Below are 15,759 nucleotides of genomic sequence, written 5' to 3'. Positions count from 1 at the left end.
CGCACGCTGGCCGATGGCCGGAAACCGAACTACGGCTACTGGCGCGGCTAACGAGCCGCTGGCTCCCTACTGCCGCAGCGTCGCGAGGCGGGGAGCCGGCAACCACCCCTCCCAGCGCCACCTCGCTCGACGGCTGCCGCGAGCGCGGTCATCGACCTCACACCGTCCAGGCGCCGACGGCCAGCGCCCCGGTGGTGGTATAGGCGGTCGCGCGGTACTGGTAGCTCACGCCCGACGACACGGCCGCGTCGTAGTACGTCCCGCCGACGCCCAGGCTGCTGGTGAGGATGACGATCGTCGTGTCGTCCGTGCCGATCCGGCGCTCGACGGTGTTCGAGGACGCCGCCGGTGAGCCGGCGGGGTTGGTGACGGCCGCGCCGACGACGTACGCGTACAGCACATTCATGGCGGGGAAGGTGATCGTCGGCGTCGGGGGCGGGGTGAAGGCCGCCGTGAACGTCGACGTGGCAGCAGTCGACTGCAGGCCCTCGTTGTTCCGCGTGGTCAAGGTGATTCGGTAAGCCGCGCCGTTGGTCAGGCCCGTGACCACGCGGCTGGTGGCCGTGGTGCCGGTGTCGTCGAAGATCGAGGTGTATACGCCCGAGACGTTCAGCTCCACGAGGAGGTGGTACGCCGTCTGCTCTGTCGCCGTCCAGGTCACCGTCACGCTCGCTGCGGTCACCGTGCCGCTGCTGGTGGGCGCCGTGATCGTCGGGTTCACCAGGACGCTGGGGGTGACCACCAGCCCGGACGAGTACGGACTCGCCGTCGAGCTCTGGTCCCACACCTTGACACGAAATGTGTAGTTCGCGTCCGACCCCGAGGCCCAGCCGGACGCCAGGGTGAGCTGGTCGACGGCTGACGTGTTCTGCACCTCGGCCGGTTGCCACGTCGAGTCGCTGGCCCGCCAGTACGCCAGCGAACCCGCCCCGATCTGCCGGGACAGCGCGTACGCGGACTGCGCGTCGGCCACGTCCGGGTCGCTGAACACCCAGTCGAGTAGCAAGGATGCCGAGACGTTCTGCGCGCTGTTGTTAGTGGGCGCGTTCCAGGTGGGCGCGAACGGCGCCCCGGTGAGCACGATCTGCTGGCTAGCCAGCGTGAGGGTGCTCGACCCAGTCTGGGTCATCGAGTCGAGCCGGGAGCCCAGGGTGCCTCGCCGGACGCCCCAGCTCGCGGCATTGGACAAGACGGTCGCGTTCACCACCGACCACGCGGTCCAGGTGCCGGACGACCGGGCGTAGGTGCAGAACTCAAGCGTGTTGTCGGCGGTTCCGACCGCGAACAGGTAGATGTTGCCGTTTGTGTCGTACGTGACCGAGGCGGAGGTGACGGTGCCCTTCGGGTGCGCTGGCGCGTATCGGCTCGTGCGGGTCGTGTACGAGGCGTCGTACTCGACGATCGCGATCGTGTCGTTGCCGGTGAGCTGCGGGATAAGCAGCCGCCCCTGGGCGTCTATGCGGGCCTGCCGGCGCACCTGGCCGGACGGGTTGGTCGGGTAGCCGCCCCCGGCACTGATCCAGTCGAACGAGCTGGTGAATCCGTTCCCGTTCCAGATCCAGCGGTTCTTACCGTAGAAGTTGCCGTCACCTGCCAGCTCGACGACGGTGATGTCCAGTTGGCCTGCGGTGTTCTTGCCGTCCCCGGTGCTCTTGAAGTCGACGCCGGGGGCGCACACGGCGCCGCCGCTCACACCGAGGTTCCGGTAGTCGCCGCCAAGGTTGAAGTACGTGTCCGACTTGTTACTGTACGTACCGCCTGACATCGCGACCGCCCACACTACGCAGCCGTCCACAGCGCCGCCGGAGGCGTAGTCGGTGCCAGCCCCGGCGACCGCGAACAGCAGCACGGCCCCTCCGGAGCCCGGGTTCTGGACCGTGACGTGGTCGAGTCCCTGCCAGGAGCCGCCGGCCGTGCCGGTGGCGCCAGAGACCGCTGCCGAGGTGATCGGCGAGCCGCCGTACCAGAGGAAGCCATTCACCGATGTGTTCATCGCGCCGTACTTGATGTTGAACGTGTCCTTGCCGCTGACGTAGGTGCGGTAGCAGACGGACGGGTTCCCGTTGCGGTCCAAGAAGAACGAGAACTCCAGCGCCGACGTGCCGGTGGCCACGTCGTTGGCCGTTCCCGTGTCCGTCCAGGTGGTGCCGTTGTCGGTCGAGTACCAGAACCCGAGGTTCGAGTTGGCCCGCCGTACGGCCGCGAACAGCCGTCCTGTGCCGATGTGCCGGTCGATCATCGGCCTGTGCGACGAGGTGAGGGTCTGGGTCGTCGTGGTCGTGATGGCGCCCATTACCGGACCCTCCTGAAGTTGACGAACGTGCCGTGGGTAGCGGCGTTGCTCGCGCCCTGGATTGCACCCTGCGCGAAGATGGTGTTACTCGCCGTGGTCGTGTCGAAGGTGACGGCGAAGAGGTAGACCAGGCCGATGTCGAAGCCCGGCGACACCCCGTACAGGCACTGGTCGTCGGTGGTCAGGTGCCCGTGCGTGCGGGGCGACGTGAGCCTGGTGACGGTCGCCAGGTCGCCGGTCAGCCAGTCGACGATGATCGAGCGCATGGTCGTGCTGCTGGACCCGGCAGTGGACCTCCACCGCATCCCCACCTCGACGACCCAGGTGCCGTGCAGCGGGCCCGGGGGCTGGATGTAGTACGAGGAGTTGATCGACCAGCCGGGGTCGCTGACGGTGGTGTCGATCGCCCACGGGCCGAGGAAGAAGCCGTTGCCGGTTGAGTTGACCGTGTTGTCACCGGTCAAGTACGCGGTCGCGAACCCGCCGTTGAGGCTGGGGCGCGTCTGGCCGCCGACCGGGACGATCTTGCCGACCAGCACCCAGTCGTCGCCGACCTTGAGTACGTACACCCGATCGCCCGATGACGGGACGTACTCGTCGTCGGTCATCGTCACGATCGGCTGCGAGGACCCGTCGACCAGGACGGTGACGCCGCTGCCGCCGGAGCCCTGGACGGTGCCCCGGAGCGTCGTCTGCGGCGTCGAGGCGGCGATCTGCTGTCGGATCGTGCTCAGAAACTCGTCGGAGAGCGCCATCATGCCCTCACACGCTCGACCACACGTGGGCCATCGCGGAGCCGTCTAGGGGCAGCGACCAGGCCGTCTCCTGAAGCTCCACGGCGGCGCCGAACTCCGGGTCGGCCAGGGTCACCCGGTCGAAGTGCCAGTGCAGCGGGTTGGGGCCGGTGGTCACGGCGAACTGCTGGTCGATGCGCAGATCGGCGTCGATGGTGATGTTCGCGGTCGTGATCAGCGCGTCCTGGTCGGCCGCCTCGACCGGCAGGACCTTGGTGATCACCCTGCCCCGCGCAGCCACCGATGTAGTGCCGGCGTTCTGGTTGACGTAGGTGAAAACGCCGTCGCCCTCGACCGGGATCTGGCCGCTGGCGAGGTTCGACCTCACCGCCACCCAGCGGTTCGGCGCGTTGAAGTAGTCCTGGTAGCGGGTGCGGTCCAGCAGGATCGTCGTGCTGATGTCGGTGTCGTAGAACCACTCCGACGCCCGAGCCGACGGCGGCGCGTACGGCTCGGCCCGCAGCCGGCCGTCCCAGTCGGCCCAGAGTCCGCGATACCCGACGGCCGCCAGAAGGTCGTTGACCACCTTGAGCCAGGTGGTGTTCTGGTCCAGCGGCCAGGACCGGGGCTGGCTCAGCAGCGTGCCGGCGCGGCTCTGATCGATGACGAACTGGGTGAATCCCTGCGCCGTCAGTATCGAAGCCACCGCTCCCAGGTAGCTTGCGCCCGTCCCGACCACATACGAGTCTCCTACCGGGCTCGTGAGGGCCTCCAGCTGGTCATAGCCCTGCAGGTCGAACTGGCGGGGCCTGGCGTCGGCGACGTACGACGGGGTCGAGGTGAAGTAGGCGCCCTCGTTGAACCGTGCCGATAGCCCGCCGGGGCCTGGCACGGACACGGTCACGTACGGGCGGATGATCGCGGTGCCCCAGTCCAGCTCCTGCTCCAAGGACACGTCGCAGGAACCGTGGATGGTGGCGGTGTTCGCCCGCTTGACGGTGCCGCCGAGGAACCCGTCGGAGATGTCGGCGAGCACGTTGAGGGACCTGTCCAGCAGCTCGCAGCCGGCCGATACCTGGATGTTGGAGGCGGTGAGCAGGTCGAACACCTGGGGCGCGGTGATCCCGGGCCTGATGGGGTCTGTACGCGGCTGCACGTCAGCTCTCCGCCGTCAGCTCGGAGATCGACAGCGCTATGTCGTACAGGTGCGGCGCCTTCCGGTCAACGACACCGGCGGTGAAGTACACGCCCTCGAAGTAGCGGCCCCGGTGGTCCCTGATCACGATCCGCACGCCCAGCCACGCCTCCTGGAGTAGCTGCAGTGGGACGACGGTTCCGGTGCCCGGCGCCGGCAGGGTGACGGGAAGGTCCGACACGTCCCGCAGCGTCATGACGAACTGGTGCGTGGTCCCCACATGCGACACAGAGCGCTGCCGGCCGGCGGCGTAGGTGACGACCTTCCCGCTGATGCCCGAGGTCTCCGAGCGGCTGGACGATCGGGCGACCACTGGCGTTAGCGGGTCGCTGGCGGCGGTGATCACCACAGCGTTGAAGGTCGGCGTCGGCACGTCAGATCCCCCGCCCTGCCTGCGCGAGCGACCTGCCCGCGCCGTTGACGGCGACCCCCACCTGGGGGCCGACCTCCCTGGTCGCGGCGATGAGCTGCCGCAGCAGGTCGGCGACGGTCGAGCTGGAGCCGGCCGTCGCAGAGAACCCGCCACCAGGTCCGGACGCCGACGGGGAGCCCGCGAAGCTCGGGCTGATGTACGCGGCGTTGGTGACGCTCAGCGCAGCATCGCGTACGGTCCCGAGCTGGCTGAGCATGCCGTCCGCCAGCGCGCTCGTGATCGACTGGCCGGAGTACAGCGTCCAGCCTTTGCCCGAGAACGGCCCCTCCTTGGCGGGGCTGAACGGCAGCAGGTTCCGGGCCGCCGAGAGCACGTTGCTGACCGCGTTGGTCACGTCGCCCACGGCGCTCTGGATGCCGTTGACCAGGCCGTTGATGATCGACCGGCCGGCGTTGAACAGCATGTTGCCCAGGTTCCCTAAGGCCGCCAGGATCCGGCCGGGGATGGAGGCCACGAAGGCCACCGCCGAGTTGAACGCGCTGACGATCCCGCTCAGCACGCCCTGGAACCACGAGCTGACGCGGCCGGGGACCTGGGCGAGGTAATTGATGGCCGCCAGGACTCGGTTGATCGCGCCGGAGACGAACGACACGATGCCGTCCCAGATGCCCGTGAAGAAGCTCGACACGTTCGCCCACACCCTGACCCAGAACGCGCCCACAGAGGCCAGCGTGCTGGTGAACCAGGCGACCACGTTGTTCCAGAGGCCGGTGAAGAAGCTCGCGATGTTGTTCCACACGCCGACGAAGAACTGGCCCACGGCCGCCCACGCGGCGTTCCAGTTGGCGACCAGCCAGATGACCCCGGCTATCAAGAGCCCGATCGGGACCAGCGGGAGCACTAGGGCTGCCGCGAGGACACCGAGGATGGTGATGAACGCGGCCAGCACAACCAGCACGACCCCGGCGATGATCGGCGCGAAAGGCATCAGCTGCTCGATTAGCTGGCCGATGAACTTGACCACCGGCTCGAGCTTGGCGGCCCAGTCCGCGAACGTCGGCGCCATGGCCACGACGAACACCCATACCTTGCCAAGGATGTCCCCGAGGGAGCCGAGCAGGGGCGCGATCTTCTGGAATGCCTCTTGGGCGTTCTGGAACATCTGCTTGAGCGCCGCCTGGCCGGCCGGGGAGGCCAGTTGCTGCGCCCAGTGGGTGAACATGTCCAGCAGCGGCTTGAAAGACGCCCCTCCGGCGTCGGCGCCCTGGACGATCGACCAGATCATCGAGCCGACCTGCTCCAGGATCTGCCACAGCTCACTAAACCGCTGCATGGCCGAGCTGATCATCTTCTCCAGCGACCCGTCGCTGGACGCTCGTGACAGGCTGGCCGTGAAGTCCGACAGCCCCCGACCGATCGCCTGGAGCGCGATAGACAGCGGCCCCGACGCGACAGCGGCGATGCGGACGAAGATCACGACCAGGTTCCCGGCGTCGCCCGCGATAGCCCGAAAGCCTCGGGTGATGTTGGTGATCGCGGTGCTCAGGTCGTCCTTGGTGGCCGGCAGCGACAGCGCCGACAGGATCGTCGTGCCGGCGAGGTTCGCCACCCCGGCCATGTCCACCAGGCCCCGGCGGACTGTCGGGAGCAGGTTTTGTGCGGCGTCTTTCAGCCAGTCGCTGAAGCCCTGGAAGAGCTGCTGCTGGACGGCCTGCTGGAGGCTCTGCAGCTGCGGCCAGAGCGCCTTGACCTCCAGCATGAACGCGCGCGCCGACGGGGCCAGGTTCTTGAGAGCCTGGTCGAAGGCCTTCATGTCGCCCTTGGCGAGCGCCCCGAACGCCTGGTCGATGCCTTGGGTGCCGATCTGGACGGCCACCATCACTCCGACCAGGCCCAGCATGGCCGGCGCCATGGCCAGCAGGCCGGGTAGCGCCGACGCGGTAGCTCCAGCGAGGCTGGTTATCACCGCCGCCAGCAGCGAGACGCTGGCGATCACGACGGGCACCAGGCCCATCCAGTAGGCCAACTGCGCCGCGATCGTCTGGATGTTCCCCAGCGCCCCGACTGACCCGACCGCGCCAGCTCCCCCTCCACCCGGCGGGGGCGTTCCCAGGGACCCAAGCAGGCCCTGGATGATCAGTAGCTGGCTGATCACCGCGCCGAGGTTCAGGCCGGACAGGTCGAACCGGATCGGGATGTTGTCGAACAGCGAGCGCAGGTACTCCCGGAGGATGAACGCCTGCGCGCGTACGTCGGCGACCGAGGTGTTGTCGACCTCGAACTTGACCCCCACCTTGATGTCGCTGAGGGTCGCGGACTCGGCTCGGACCTTGTCGCGCAGCCTCGTCAGGTCGCCGTCGACGTTGACCGTGACGGTCTCGGTGAAGGCGCGCACCTGGTCCCGGAGCCGGGTGAGGTCGCCGCCCACGTTGACGGTGAGGTCGCGGATGCCGGCGACCGCCAGGCGGGCTTGGTCGGCCAGCTTGGATGTGTCGAAGTTAAGCCCGATGAACGCGTCGGCGATCGTGTTGCTCACCTAGCCCACCTCCTCTCTCACGCGACCTCGCCGAACTGCGCGGCAAACTGCCGTCGGGCGTCCGCGCCAGACACCCTGAACAGGTCGTCGTCGAACTCCGCTCGCTTGTCCTCGTCCATGTCCTCGGTGGCGATCACGTAGACGAAGTCCAGGAGAAGCTCCAGGCCGACGGCGTCGAAGAGGGCTAGCCGGCCTCCGACACGAAGGTCTGCCACGCACCGGTCGTCGGCACCGTCCCCGAGGCCGCCGGGAGCACCTCGCTCAGCGGGACCTCCCGGACGGTGCCCTGAGAGAACGAGACGACCCGCGACGACCTCTTGGTGCTGATCGAGGACGAGGAGGAGGCTGCTGGCGCAGTGCCGTCCTTTGGGCGGCCTGCCAGGGCTTGGACTACCTCGCCCATCTGGCCGACCAACTGCTCCAGGTCCGCCATGTCCGCCTCGTCCAGCCACGCGTCGAACCGCTCGCGCTGCTCGGGCTGCACTAGCAGGTTCGCGAACTCGGTGAACTGGTCGATCATTTCCGACAGCTGGTCGATGGTCATCGACTCGCTGACCGAGGTGAACGACTTGACGAACCGCATCAGGCGTACGACCGGAACCTTGTCCCGGCAGGCGAACTCCTGGTCCCCGAGCCTCAGTGTTGTCATCCGGGCTCAGCTCCCGAAGATAGCTTTGAAGGGCAGGGCGCCGTCGACCACTTCCAGCATGAAGCTCATGGGGATGGTTGCCTTGTTCGGCGACTTCTGCCGCGCGACCTTGACCTTGCCGGTCTGCAGGCACTTGCGGAAGATCCACCGCTCCTTGTGGTCGGCGGCCTCCCAGCCGATCATCACGCGGGTAGCGGCCACGCCAGCCACCGGCGGCTCGAAGGAGACCGTGTCGCCGACCTCGGTGACCGAGACGGTGGAGCCGTCGCTGGTCAGCGACAGGGCCGACCCGCCGAGGGTCGTCGACAGCGTGAACGCGGTGCCTGAGGGCACCGTCCTCACGTAGTAAGTAGTGCCGGCGGTGACACCGGTGGTCGTGGTGATGGCGCCCAGGACCACCGGGTTGCCGACCACCAGAAGGTGCGGTGCGGTCGTGGTGAACACACCGGTGCTGGCAACGATGGTGGCGCTGCCGATCAGCCGGTTGTTGATCGTGATCGTGCCGCCGTTGAACGCCTTGCTGACGTTCTGGGCTGTCATCTCCGCCAGGTCGAAGTCGACCGACATCTCCCGGGTCGACTCCTCATACCGGATCGGGGTGACCTCCTCCGCGACCTCGATGGCGTCGAACTTCGGGTTGTCGTTGAAGCTGTGGCCGGCGTCCGTGTATCCCATCTGTACCCAGGCGACATCCCAGGCCGTAGTCAGGTCCGTCGGCTCTGTGCTGGCCAGCGGCGCGAAGTACAGCGTGCCGGGCCCTACCTTGACGTTTGCGGCGGTTCCGTTGCTCATTACGCCCTCTTCCTCCCGGCCTAAGCAGCCGTCTGCTTGGCCATGACCGTGACGGTGAAGTCCACGACGTACCGAGGCGTATCCGACGGGATGTCTGGGGACCAGAGCACCGAGTCGACCTTCGCCCCATAGCCGACCGTGGAGTCGTCCAGCGGCTCCATGGCCATCTCCTGAATGGCGAACATGACGGCCTGGACCACGTCCACGGCCGTCTTCTTGCTTCCTCCCCAGCAGCTCAGGGAGATGCGTGCGTCCTCCAGCGGTGTGTCCCCCGCCTGGGGGCCTCCGCCGATCCGGGTGACGGTGATGAAGGGCGGCTTGAGGCCCGCCGGGATACCGAAATGGACCTGCCCGTTGACCAGCGGCCGTACGGCGGAGTGAGCCCGTAGCCAGGTGCGCACGGCGCCCTCGACATCGGCGAACGGGTTGGAGGCAGCCATCACGAGGCCCCCGCGTCCAGCGCCGGGCGCAGGAACGGGTGGGGCTCCTCGTACCGAGTCCCCAGCTCCACGTACAGCGCGTACGGGGCCGTGGCTCCCACCTCCAGGCCGCCGTCGAGGCTGGCGCGGACCTCGATGGACGCCTTGAGCCTCCCCGTCCTGACGTGCGCCAGCAGCCGCGCGCGGTCGGCGATCGCGTCGGCACGGCGGCGCAGGTCCGCCTCGCACCCTGCGGAGTGCCTCAGCTCCTCGATAGCGGCTGGGTCGAGCCGGATGGTGCTCACGCGAGCCCCTTGACCGAGCGCACGCCGGCCTGCACATGGGCCATGCCCAGCCCTCGCCGCTGCACCACCCAGGAGACGAGGTAGCGGGAGCCGTCGGCCTCGTCCAGCACCTGGTCGTCGTGGGTCACGTCGGTGGTCTGCAGGGCCAGCAGGAACGTGACGTTCTCCTGGGAGCCGCCCACGTCCCGCTCGCTGCCTCCGGGGCTGCCCAGGTGGCCGCGAACTCCCGTGGAGACGGTCGCGTAGAGCGCCGCCGCCTGGGCGTGGGGTGGGCTCGTGTCCAGGTCGTAGCCCTCGCCGTACGGGTCCAGCCCAGCGCTCATCGACGCCAGCACCTGGGGGCGCTGGACGGTGTAGGTCGACGTGGACAGCGGCAGCACGGGGCTACTCCTCGCCGCTCGTGGGCTTGGTAGCCTGCCTCGGCTTGGCCGGCTGCTTGGGCGCGTCCGGGTACTCGACTTCGGTGTGGCTGCCGATGACGGTTCGCATGGAGACCGCGCCGGCCGGCACCTCGGCTGGGCCGAAGCCATCCGGGTGCTCGATCCGCTCAGTAGGCATAGGACCAGGCCCCTCTCACCGGGATCAGCTCCCGATACGCGTACTTCTTGATGGAGGCCCAGACTCCCGGCGGCAGGTCGATCTCGGTGGGGCCGTCGTATGTGACGCTGGCATCCCCGACGGCGGCACTGCGCAGCCCAGCGGGTGTCTCGGAGGCGTCCAGCAGGTGCCTCGCGGTCAGGCAGACGGCCCTCGACAGCCGCGACGGCAGCGTCTGCTGGGTCCAGCCGCCCGTGTAGGTCACTGTCGCCCTGGACGGCCGGTCGTAGTAGTAGCCGCCGTTAAGGAAGGCGTCATCGAAGATGTTGATCCCCGAGACGCTGTACGGCTGCGTCATGTCCACGGGGGTGGCCCGCGGGAACACCTGGCCGCCCTCGTACACGAAAACCTGTTCCATCCGGGCCAGGTACTCCAGCGGGCGCCCCAGGCGGTCCTCGATGGCTCCCTGCGCCTCGGTGAGGGCGTCCAGCACGTCCGCCTGAGACGTGGTCAGGTCCCGGGTGGTGCGCCGGTAGCGCGCCTCGGTGACGACGCTCATCCGCGCCTCTTGGCGCCCGGGGTACGCGACCTCGCCTGCTTAACCGGCTCCTTGTGCTCGTCCGCCGGCTGGTCGACCGCCGTGGTGACCCGCTCGCCCTCCAGGCCGAGCCTGTCAGCCACCTCAAGCGGGACCTTGTCGCCGACGGTGTACGCGAGGGAGCCGCCGTCGAACACCCGGTCGGTGGCCAGCACGTACTCGGTCGGCTCTGGCATGACACTCCTCAGCGGGAACGGCGTCTGGACGTTGGGGATGTGCGTGCAGTCGTGCTCGCCGCACGCCAGGCACGGCGCCTGTGAGGTCTGCAGCACGGTCGCTCCCTCGGGTGGTCGATGCGGGCAGCCGGAAGGACGAGTCCAGCTCCCCGCCCTCAGTCCTGGTGGACGAGGCCTGGGGTCACGGGTGGATATCGGTGAAGTCGACCTCAACGAAGTAGTCCGGCCGGCTCACGGCCAGCCCGACGTTCTCCTCGGCGAGGACCACGACCTTGTTCCCGATGAAGTAGTCGGAGTGCTGGTCTCCGACGCGGATCGTGATCCCCTCGTTCTCCAGCAGGGTCGCGCCGAGCTTGTACGAGCCGACCAGGGCCTTGGTGACCTCCATCGACGGCGTACGGACGGTGGGGATGCCCCAGATGTTGGCCGGGCCTGCGGTGAACGGGTTGCCGGCCGGGAAGTTCCCGTCGAACGAGCCGGTGCCGCTGTTGCGCTTGGTGACCATCGTCCAGTAGTCGGACGCGTTCATCGCGATGCCGTCGGCGACGCCGCCGACCGCCTCGACCTTGCCGATCGCGAGACCCAGCATGGCGATCATGTCCACGCCGACGGCCCCGGTCGACGGGTCGGTCAGCGTCTGCAGGCCGGTGGTCTGCCGGATGCCACGGATGGCCGGCGCGGTGCCGGACCCGTTGAGCACCTGCTTCTCTTCGGCCAGTTGGACCATGTAGCCCAGCCGCGAGTCGATGTATCCACTGACCGTAGGCGCGTTCGCCAGAAGCTGTCGGGTCACCGGGATCCAGCCGGCGATGGTGCGGATCGGCGCGTCCTGAGCCGTGAAGGTCATCGCGACTTCGGGCTTGTTGGAGCCCTCAGCGGTCGGGCCGGTGATCAGCGCGTCGTCCGAGGCGTTGTTGCTCTCTCGGATGTACGGGACGCTCAGCAGGTTGGTCGGGATCACGCTCAGGAGGTCGCGGACGAACAGCCGCTGCCTGTTCGGGACCGGCGGCAGCGGGGTGCCTCGCGGCACGAACAGGCCGCCCCCGGCGGTGCCGTCGCCCTGCGTGAGCAAGGTGCGTACCTCGCCCTCGTATTGGCCCTGCGCGCCACGCTGGGCGTAGTCGCGGAAGCCGTCGGAGTCGACGAACTGCTGGCCTGCCGACCGGGCCTCGGACCCGAAGGCGCTAGTACCCACTTGAGGGGCGCTCTGGGTCCGACGCTCGCCCTCGGCGGAGCGCTCGGCGACGCACAGCAGCGCGTCCTGCGAGCGGATGTCCTCGATCGTCTGCTTGATCTCGGCGCGGACCTCGGCGGTCTGCTCGGACTTGCTGCGGAGGTCGTTGAGCTTCTCGCCCAGGCCCTCCAGGCCTGTGCGCAGCTCCACCGGGTTGAGTACGGCGGTCATCAGTAGCAGTCCTCCTCAGGACACAGATCTTTTGATCTCGGGTCCCGGGGTGGTCGCTGCTATCTGCCGTCTCCTACTCCGGTATTTCTAGTCCCCAGGATACCCCTGGTGGGTTAACAGGAACAGGGCTCACATCTGTTGCTCCGCAAGGCAAGAACGTCTCCAAGAATGTTTAGAGAATGCGGTATGATTAATTCACTCAATTGTTTAGGGAGGTGATGAAAGGTGCTAATTTGCAGACACTGCCGCCGGCAGCTAAGACGCATGCCGCAGGGCGGCTATGTCCACGTTGGAGGAGGCGAGAAATGCCCAGACCGGTTGAAGTACGGCGAACCGATGAAGTAGGGCATAGCGAGGGGTGGGACCAAAAGGTCGCACCCCTCTTGTATTCGTCAGCTGACCTCGACCACGAAGCCGTTGCCACAGTTGGGGAAGGACTCGTGCTGTCCGGATCCGTAGGTGACCCGCCAGCGCCCGAAGTAGAGTCCGCCGTCGGTCGGCAGGCCGTCGTCGGCCCACTCGTAGCGCACCGCCCCCGGGTCGCCGGTCTTCTCCGCCGTGAAGGACGACTCGTCGTACGCGACGGTGGCGCCTCGCAGGTACAGGGCCACGGTGGCGCCGTCGAGGTCGACCGGTGTGTTCGTCTCGTCCGTGAGCGTGGCGCTCAGCTCAGGTAGGTCGTCCCCGAGCCGGATGGCGGCGTCTGGCATGTCAGTGCCTCTCGATGATCACGTGGTTGCCGGAGCCCGAGGTCTGGTGCGTCCGGGTGGGGCCGGTCAGTGCCCTGCTAGCGGCCGTGGGCGGCCCGGCGGTAGCCGTAGGCCTGACGATGCTGTGGTTCGGGCTCCGATGGTGCCTCGGCGCCGTGATGTCCCTGATCGACCACAGCAGCCTGAGGTCAGCCCTGACCAGCGCGCGGTCGATCCACTCGACCGCAGCCGCCTCGCCCACCGCCCGGCGGACCGTCCAGCGGAGGTCGCTGGAGGCCGCGACGAGACGGTGGTCCGCCCACCGCAGCACCGCCAGCTGGCCGGCCAGTTGGCGGTCTCCCCAGGCCAGCTCCAGCTGGCCGCCAACGTGGGCGAGGTCGTCCCACGAGACCCCGCCGTCGACGCCCACCAGCGAGCGCAGCGCCCAGGACAGCTCCGCAGGGGCGCCGATGACGACGCGGTCTCCCCAGGCCAGCGCACGGCCCGCGCCCACCGTCACATGGTCGTCCCAGAGCAGGTCGGCGGTCGCGCCGACGTTGGACCTGGTGTTCCAAACGAGGGTCATGGACGCCTCCACCTGGACCAGCGACAGGACTCCCCAGTCGACCTCAACCGCAGCCGCTACCGCAGCCCTGTCGATCCACACCAGCGTGGTCGTTCGTGCGGCAGTCGCCGCGACCCTCCATCGAGCCGCGACCGTCGCACCGGCGACCGCGCGTACGGCCCACCGGACCGCGACGGCCTGGCCGACGGGTGTACTCACGTCCCACTGCAAGGCCACGGAGGAGCCCGCTGGTGCCCGGACGGACCAGGGGACCTCTACGGATACCCCCGCCGCCGACCGCGCCCCCCAGGGCAAGCTGACGGGCGAGCCGACGGCCTGCCGCGCGGCCCAGGACAGGTCGGCGGCCGACCCGACGCCGGTCAGCACACTCCAGGGCAGTGCCGACGCGTTGCCTGCCGTACCTCGGTCACCCCAGGCGAGCGACGACGACGCGCCAGCGGCCTGCCTGACGCTCCAACCGAGCGAGCACGATCGCCCCATTACCTGCCTGGTCGCCCAGCCCAGCTCAGCGGCGAGCCCGGCGGTCGCGCGTACCTTCCACGGCAGGCTCGTCGAGCCGCCGGTAGTGACTCTGCCGGCCCAGAGCAGCGCCGTAGCGCCTCCCACGGCCTGGCGGTCGCTCCATCGCAGCAGGCGGCTCGACCCGGCTGTCTGCCTGGCGTCCCATCTCAGGGCCGTGGCTTGGCCGGCGGTCTGGCGAGCTGCCCACTGAAGCGCGCTGGAGCTGCCGGCGACGTGCCGGACCTTCCAAGGCAGCGCCAACGCCAGTCCGGCCGGCGCGCGCGTACTCCAGGTCAGCGCCGATGCCTGCCCAGTGGTGTGGCGCGCGTTCCACTTGGCGACGACGGTCGCGCCAGCTGTCGCGCGGTCCCTCCAGTCCAGCTCCATTGCGGCGCCGGTCGCCTGACGGACCCTCCACTGCACGGCCGAGGAGGCGCTGGCAGTGGTCCGCACCTTCCACTGCAGCGCGAGGTCCAGGCCGACCGGGACGGTGACGGCGGTAAGGATCCGGGTTGGGATCAGGTTCGGGATGGTAGGCATGGCGGCGCCTACGTGTAGTACTTCAGGACGCCTGAGATGGACGCCGTCGCGGTCACGGCCGCCGTGCTGGCCACGCTCTTGATGAGCAGGGTCTGCGCGCCGGTCGGCGGCGAGGCCAGGAAGCACGCCTTCGAGACACCGTATGTGCTGCCGTCGGGCAGGCTCACCCAGCGCGAGTTGTCGCCGGACATCGCCGTCCCGCCGAGCGAGATGTTGAACGCGGTTCTCTGGTTCGTCCCGGTGTACGTCAGCTCGAATACGGCCTCGGCCAGCTGGCACCCGGACGGGACTGTCGCAGAGAAGGAGACCACCGTCGTCACGGTCGCGCCTGTGACCACCGACGCGGAGCCGGAGAACGCCTGCGACGTGACCAGGTTGGTCATCGTGTTGCTGCTGCCGTTGATGGTCTTGTTGGTCAGCGCTTGGGTGTCCGTGGTGCCCACCACCGAGCCGGTGACGCCGTGCACGCCCGAGGAGGCGTTGACGTGGTTGTTGGCCTCCTGGTAGTCCAGCGACGCCGCCTGGTGGCTGATGATCGCTCCGCTGGCGTGGATCGCCCCCGTGGTGCCGTCGTAGCCACGGCCGCTGGTCGCGACGGTGCACGTCGTCCCGGACCGGGAGCTGACCAGGATCAGCTCGGAGTCCACCAGGACCGTGAAGTTCGCCGTCGGCCAGTTCGTCGCTGCGGCGATGGTGAAGGTGCCGGCGTTACCCGGGACGGTGGCCGTCATGCTGCTGGTAGTAGTGGTGACCACCGCGTTGTTGGTGAATGTCCTCGCCGCCATCGACTACCGCCTCCTCCCGAATATCCTGTCTATACAAGCGATTCCGCACTCGAATGAGGGAGCAGGGAGTCGCGGGGCCAGCACCGGGCTCCCTGCTCGTTAGGCGCTGGTGTCGCCCTCGACGCGTACGGTGACGCTGTCGTTGTCCAGGGCTGCCTGGTTGCTGGCTGTCCGGCGCACCCAGATAGCGGCGACGCTGCCCGCCGGGATGTCGGCGATCGAAAGGCCACCGGACTTGGTCGTGGGGCCGGAGAAAGTGACACCGGACGGGGCGGTGTTCTTGTTGGCGATCGTGGCCGCCTGAGCGCTCGACGAGCCCTTGGCGGTCACCCCGGCGGGGTCGAGGCCGATGGCGCAGTCGACGCCCCCGGAGGTCTCCGCGCTTTGCCACGCCTTGGGGCTCGTGAGCGTCAAGGTCGCGTGGTTGTTGTGGATGAACATGCACTGGTAGTCCACGTTGGACGCCGAGTTCTCGTCGCCGGTCACGTCCGGGAACAGGTTGTTCAGGGTCGCGGTGGTGATGGACGAGGTGCTCACGTACTTGCCGAGCGAGCTGCCGGCGACGGTCTGGGTGTTGGTGTTGCCTGCAGACCCGGCCGTGGTTGAAGTCTTGTACAGCAGGTCCGATGAGCTGATCGCCATGTCG

General features: G+C 68.4%; 19 protein-coding genes. All 19 read right to left on the bottom strand.

Annotated features, from left to right (window positions below; translation table 11 throughout):
* Positions 1-157 precede the first annotated feature (157 nt).
* Positions 158-2,293, bottom strand: coding sequence for a hypothetical protein (locus ABD301_RS35770; RefSeq protein WP_344314590.1), 2,136 nt, complete (start codon positions 2,291-2,293; stop codon positions 158-160).
* The gene (locus tag ABD301_RS35765) at positions 2,293-3,051 is read right to left on the bottom strand and encodes a hypothetical protein (RefSeq protein WP_344314589.1); all 759 of its coding nucleotides are present in this window, start codon (positions 3,049-3,051) and stop codon (positions 2,293-2,295) included. Before ABD301_RS35765 ends, ABD301_RS35770 begins: the two co-directional genes overlap by 1 nt.
* Positions 3,052-3,055: 4 nt before the next feature.
* Complete coding sequence (locus tag ABD301_RS35760; protein WP_163567104.1) at positions 3,056-4,183, bottom strand: hypothetical protein; 1,128 nt, start codon at positions 4,181-4,183, stop codon at positions 3,056-3,058.
* A gap of 1 nt (position 4,184) precedes the next feature.
* Positions 4,185-4,595 carry a hypothetical protein gene (locus ABD301_RS35755; protein WP_344314588.1) on the bottom strand — a complete coding sequence of 137 codons (411 nt, stop codon included), beginning with the start codon at positions 4,593-4,595 and terminating at the stop codon, positions 4,185-4,187.
* 1 nt (position 4,596) lies between these two features.
* A complete protein-coding gene (locus ABD301_RS35750; protein ID WP_344314587.1) occupies positions 4,597-7,131 on the bottom strand; it encodes a phage tail protein in 2,535 nt (844 codons plus the stop codon).
* Positions 7,132-7,148: 17 nt separating this feature from the next.
* On the bottom strand, positions 7,149-7,346 hold the full coding sequence (locus tag ABD301_RS35745) for a hypothetical protein (protein WP_344314586.1): 198 nt from the start codon (positions 7,344-7,346) through the stop codon (positions 7,149-7,151).
* Positions 7,316-7,780, bottom strand: a complete 465-nt coding sequence (locus ABD301_RS35740) for a hypothetical protein (RefSeq protein ID WP_344314585.1) — start codon at positions 7,778-7,780, stop codon at positions 7,316-7,318. Before ABD301_RS35740 ends, ABD301_RS35745 begins: the two co-directional genes overlap by 31 nt.
* A gap of 6 nt (positions 7,781-7,786) precedes the next feature.
* Complete coding sequence (locus tag ABD301_RS35735) at positions 7,787-8,572, bottom strand: phage tail tube protein (RefSeq protein WP_344314584.1); 786 nt, start codon at positions 8,570-8,572, stop codon at positions 7,787-7,789.
* Positions 8,573-8,592: 20 nt separating this feature from the next.
* A complete protein-coding gene (locus ABD301_RS35730; RefSeq protein ID WP_344314583.1) occupies positions 8,593-9,012 on the bottom strand; it encodes a DUF3168 domain-containing protein in 420 nt (139 codons plus the stop codon).
* On the bottom strand, positions 9,012-9,296 hold the full coding sequence (locus ABD301_RS35725) for an HK97-gp10 family putative phage morphogenesis protein (RefSeq protein WP_344314582.1): 285 nt from the start codon (positions 9,294-9,296) through the stop codon (positions 9,012-9,014). Before ABD301_RS35725 ends, ABD301_RS35730 begins: the two co-directional genes overlap by 1 nt.
* Entirely contained in the window at positions 9,293-9,676 is a 384-nt protein-coding gene (locus ABD301_RS35720) for a hypothetical protein (RefSeq protein ID WP_344314581.1), read from the bottom strand. The genes ABD301_RS35725 and ABD301_RS35720 overlap by 4 nt, the downstream gene beginning before the upstream one ends.
* Positions 9,677-9,680: 4 nt before the next feature.
* Entirely contained in the window at positions 9,681-9,854 is a 174-nt protein-coding gene (locus tag ABD301_RS35715; protein ID WP_163567114.1) for a hypothetical protein, read from the bottom strand.
* Positions 9,844-10,392: a hypothetical protein gene (locus ABD301_RS35710; protein ID WP_163567115.1), complete on the bottom strand. Its 549-nt coding sequence runs from the start codon at positions 10,390-10,392 to the stop codon at positions 9,844-9,846. The genes ABD301_RS35715 and ABD301_RS35710 overlap by 11 nt, the downstream gene beginning before the upstream one ends.
* Positions 10,389-10,703 (bottom strand): hypothetical protein, encoded by a 315-nt coding sequence (locus tag ABD301_RS35705; RefSeq protein ID WP_279579331.1) that lies wholly within the window; start codon positions 10,701-10,703, stop codon positions 10,389-10,391. Before ABD301_RS35705 ends, ABD301_RS35710 begins: the two co-directional genes overlap by 4 nt.
* An 85-nt stretch (positions 10,704-10,788) precedes the next feature.
* Positions 10,789-12,012, bottom strand: coding sequence for a phage major capsid protein (locus ABD301_RS35700; RefSeq protein ID WP_344314580.1), 1,224 nt, complete (start codon positions 12,010-12,012; stop codon positions 10,789-10,791).
* A 392-nt stretch (positions 12,013-12,404) separates the two neighbouring features.
* Complete coding sequence (locus tag ABD301_RS35695; RefSeq protein ID WP_163567118.1) at positions 12,405-12,722, bottom strand: hypothetical protein; 318 nt, start codon at positions 12,720-12,722, stop codon at positions 12,405-12,407.
* A 1-nt stretch (position 12,723) separates the two neighbouring features.
* Positions 12,724-14,328 (bottom strand): hypothetical protein, encoded by a 1,605-nt coding sequence (locus tag ABD301_RS35690; RefSeq protein ID WP_163567119.1) that lies wholly within the window; start codon positions 14,326-14,328, stop codon positions 12,724-12,726.
* Between the two features lie 8 nt (positions 14,329-14,336).
* Positions 14,337-15,113 carry a hypothetical protein gene (locus ABD301_RS35685; protein WP_344314579.1) on the bottom strand — a complete coding sequence of 259 codons (777 nt, stop codon included), beginning with the start codon at positions 15,111-15,113 and terminating at the stop codon, positions 14,337-14,339.
* Between the two features lie 99 nt (positions 15,114-15,212).
* Positions 15,213-15,755 (bottom strand): hypothetical protein, encoded by a 543-nt coding sequence (locus ABD301_RS35680; RefSeq protein ID WP_344314577.1) that lies wholly within the window; start codon positions 15,753-15,755, stop codon positions 15,213-15,215.
* Between the last annotated feature and the right edge of the window lie 4 nt (positions 15,756-15,759).

The organism is Fodinicola feengrottensis (genome assembly GCF_039530045.1).
GTDB lineage: Bacteria > Actinomycetota > Actinomycetes > Mycobacteriales > HKI-0501 > Fodinicola > Fodinicola feengrottensis.
The sequence above is the reverse complement of the archived record's forward strand: the minus strand, read 5'-3'. Positions and strand labels throughout refer to the sequence as shown.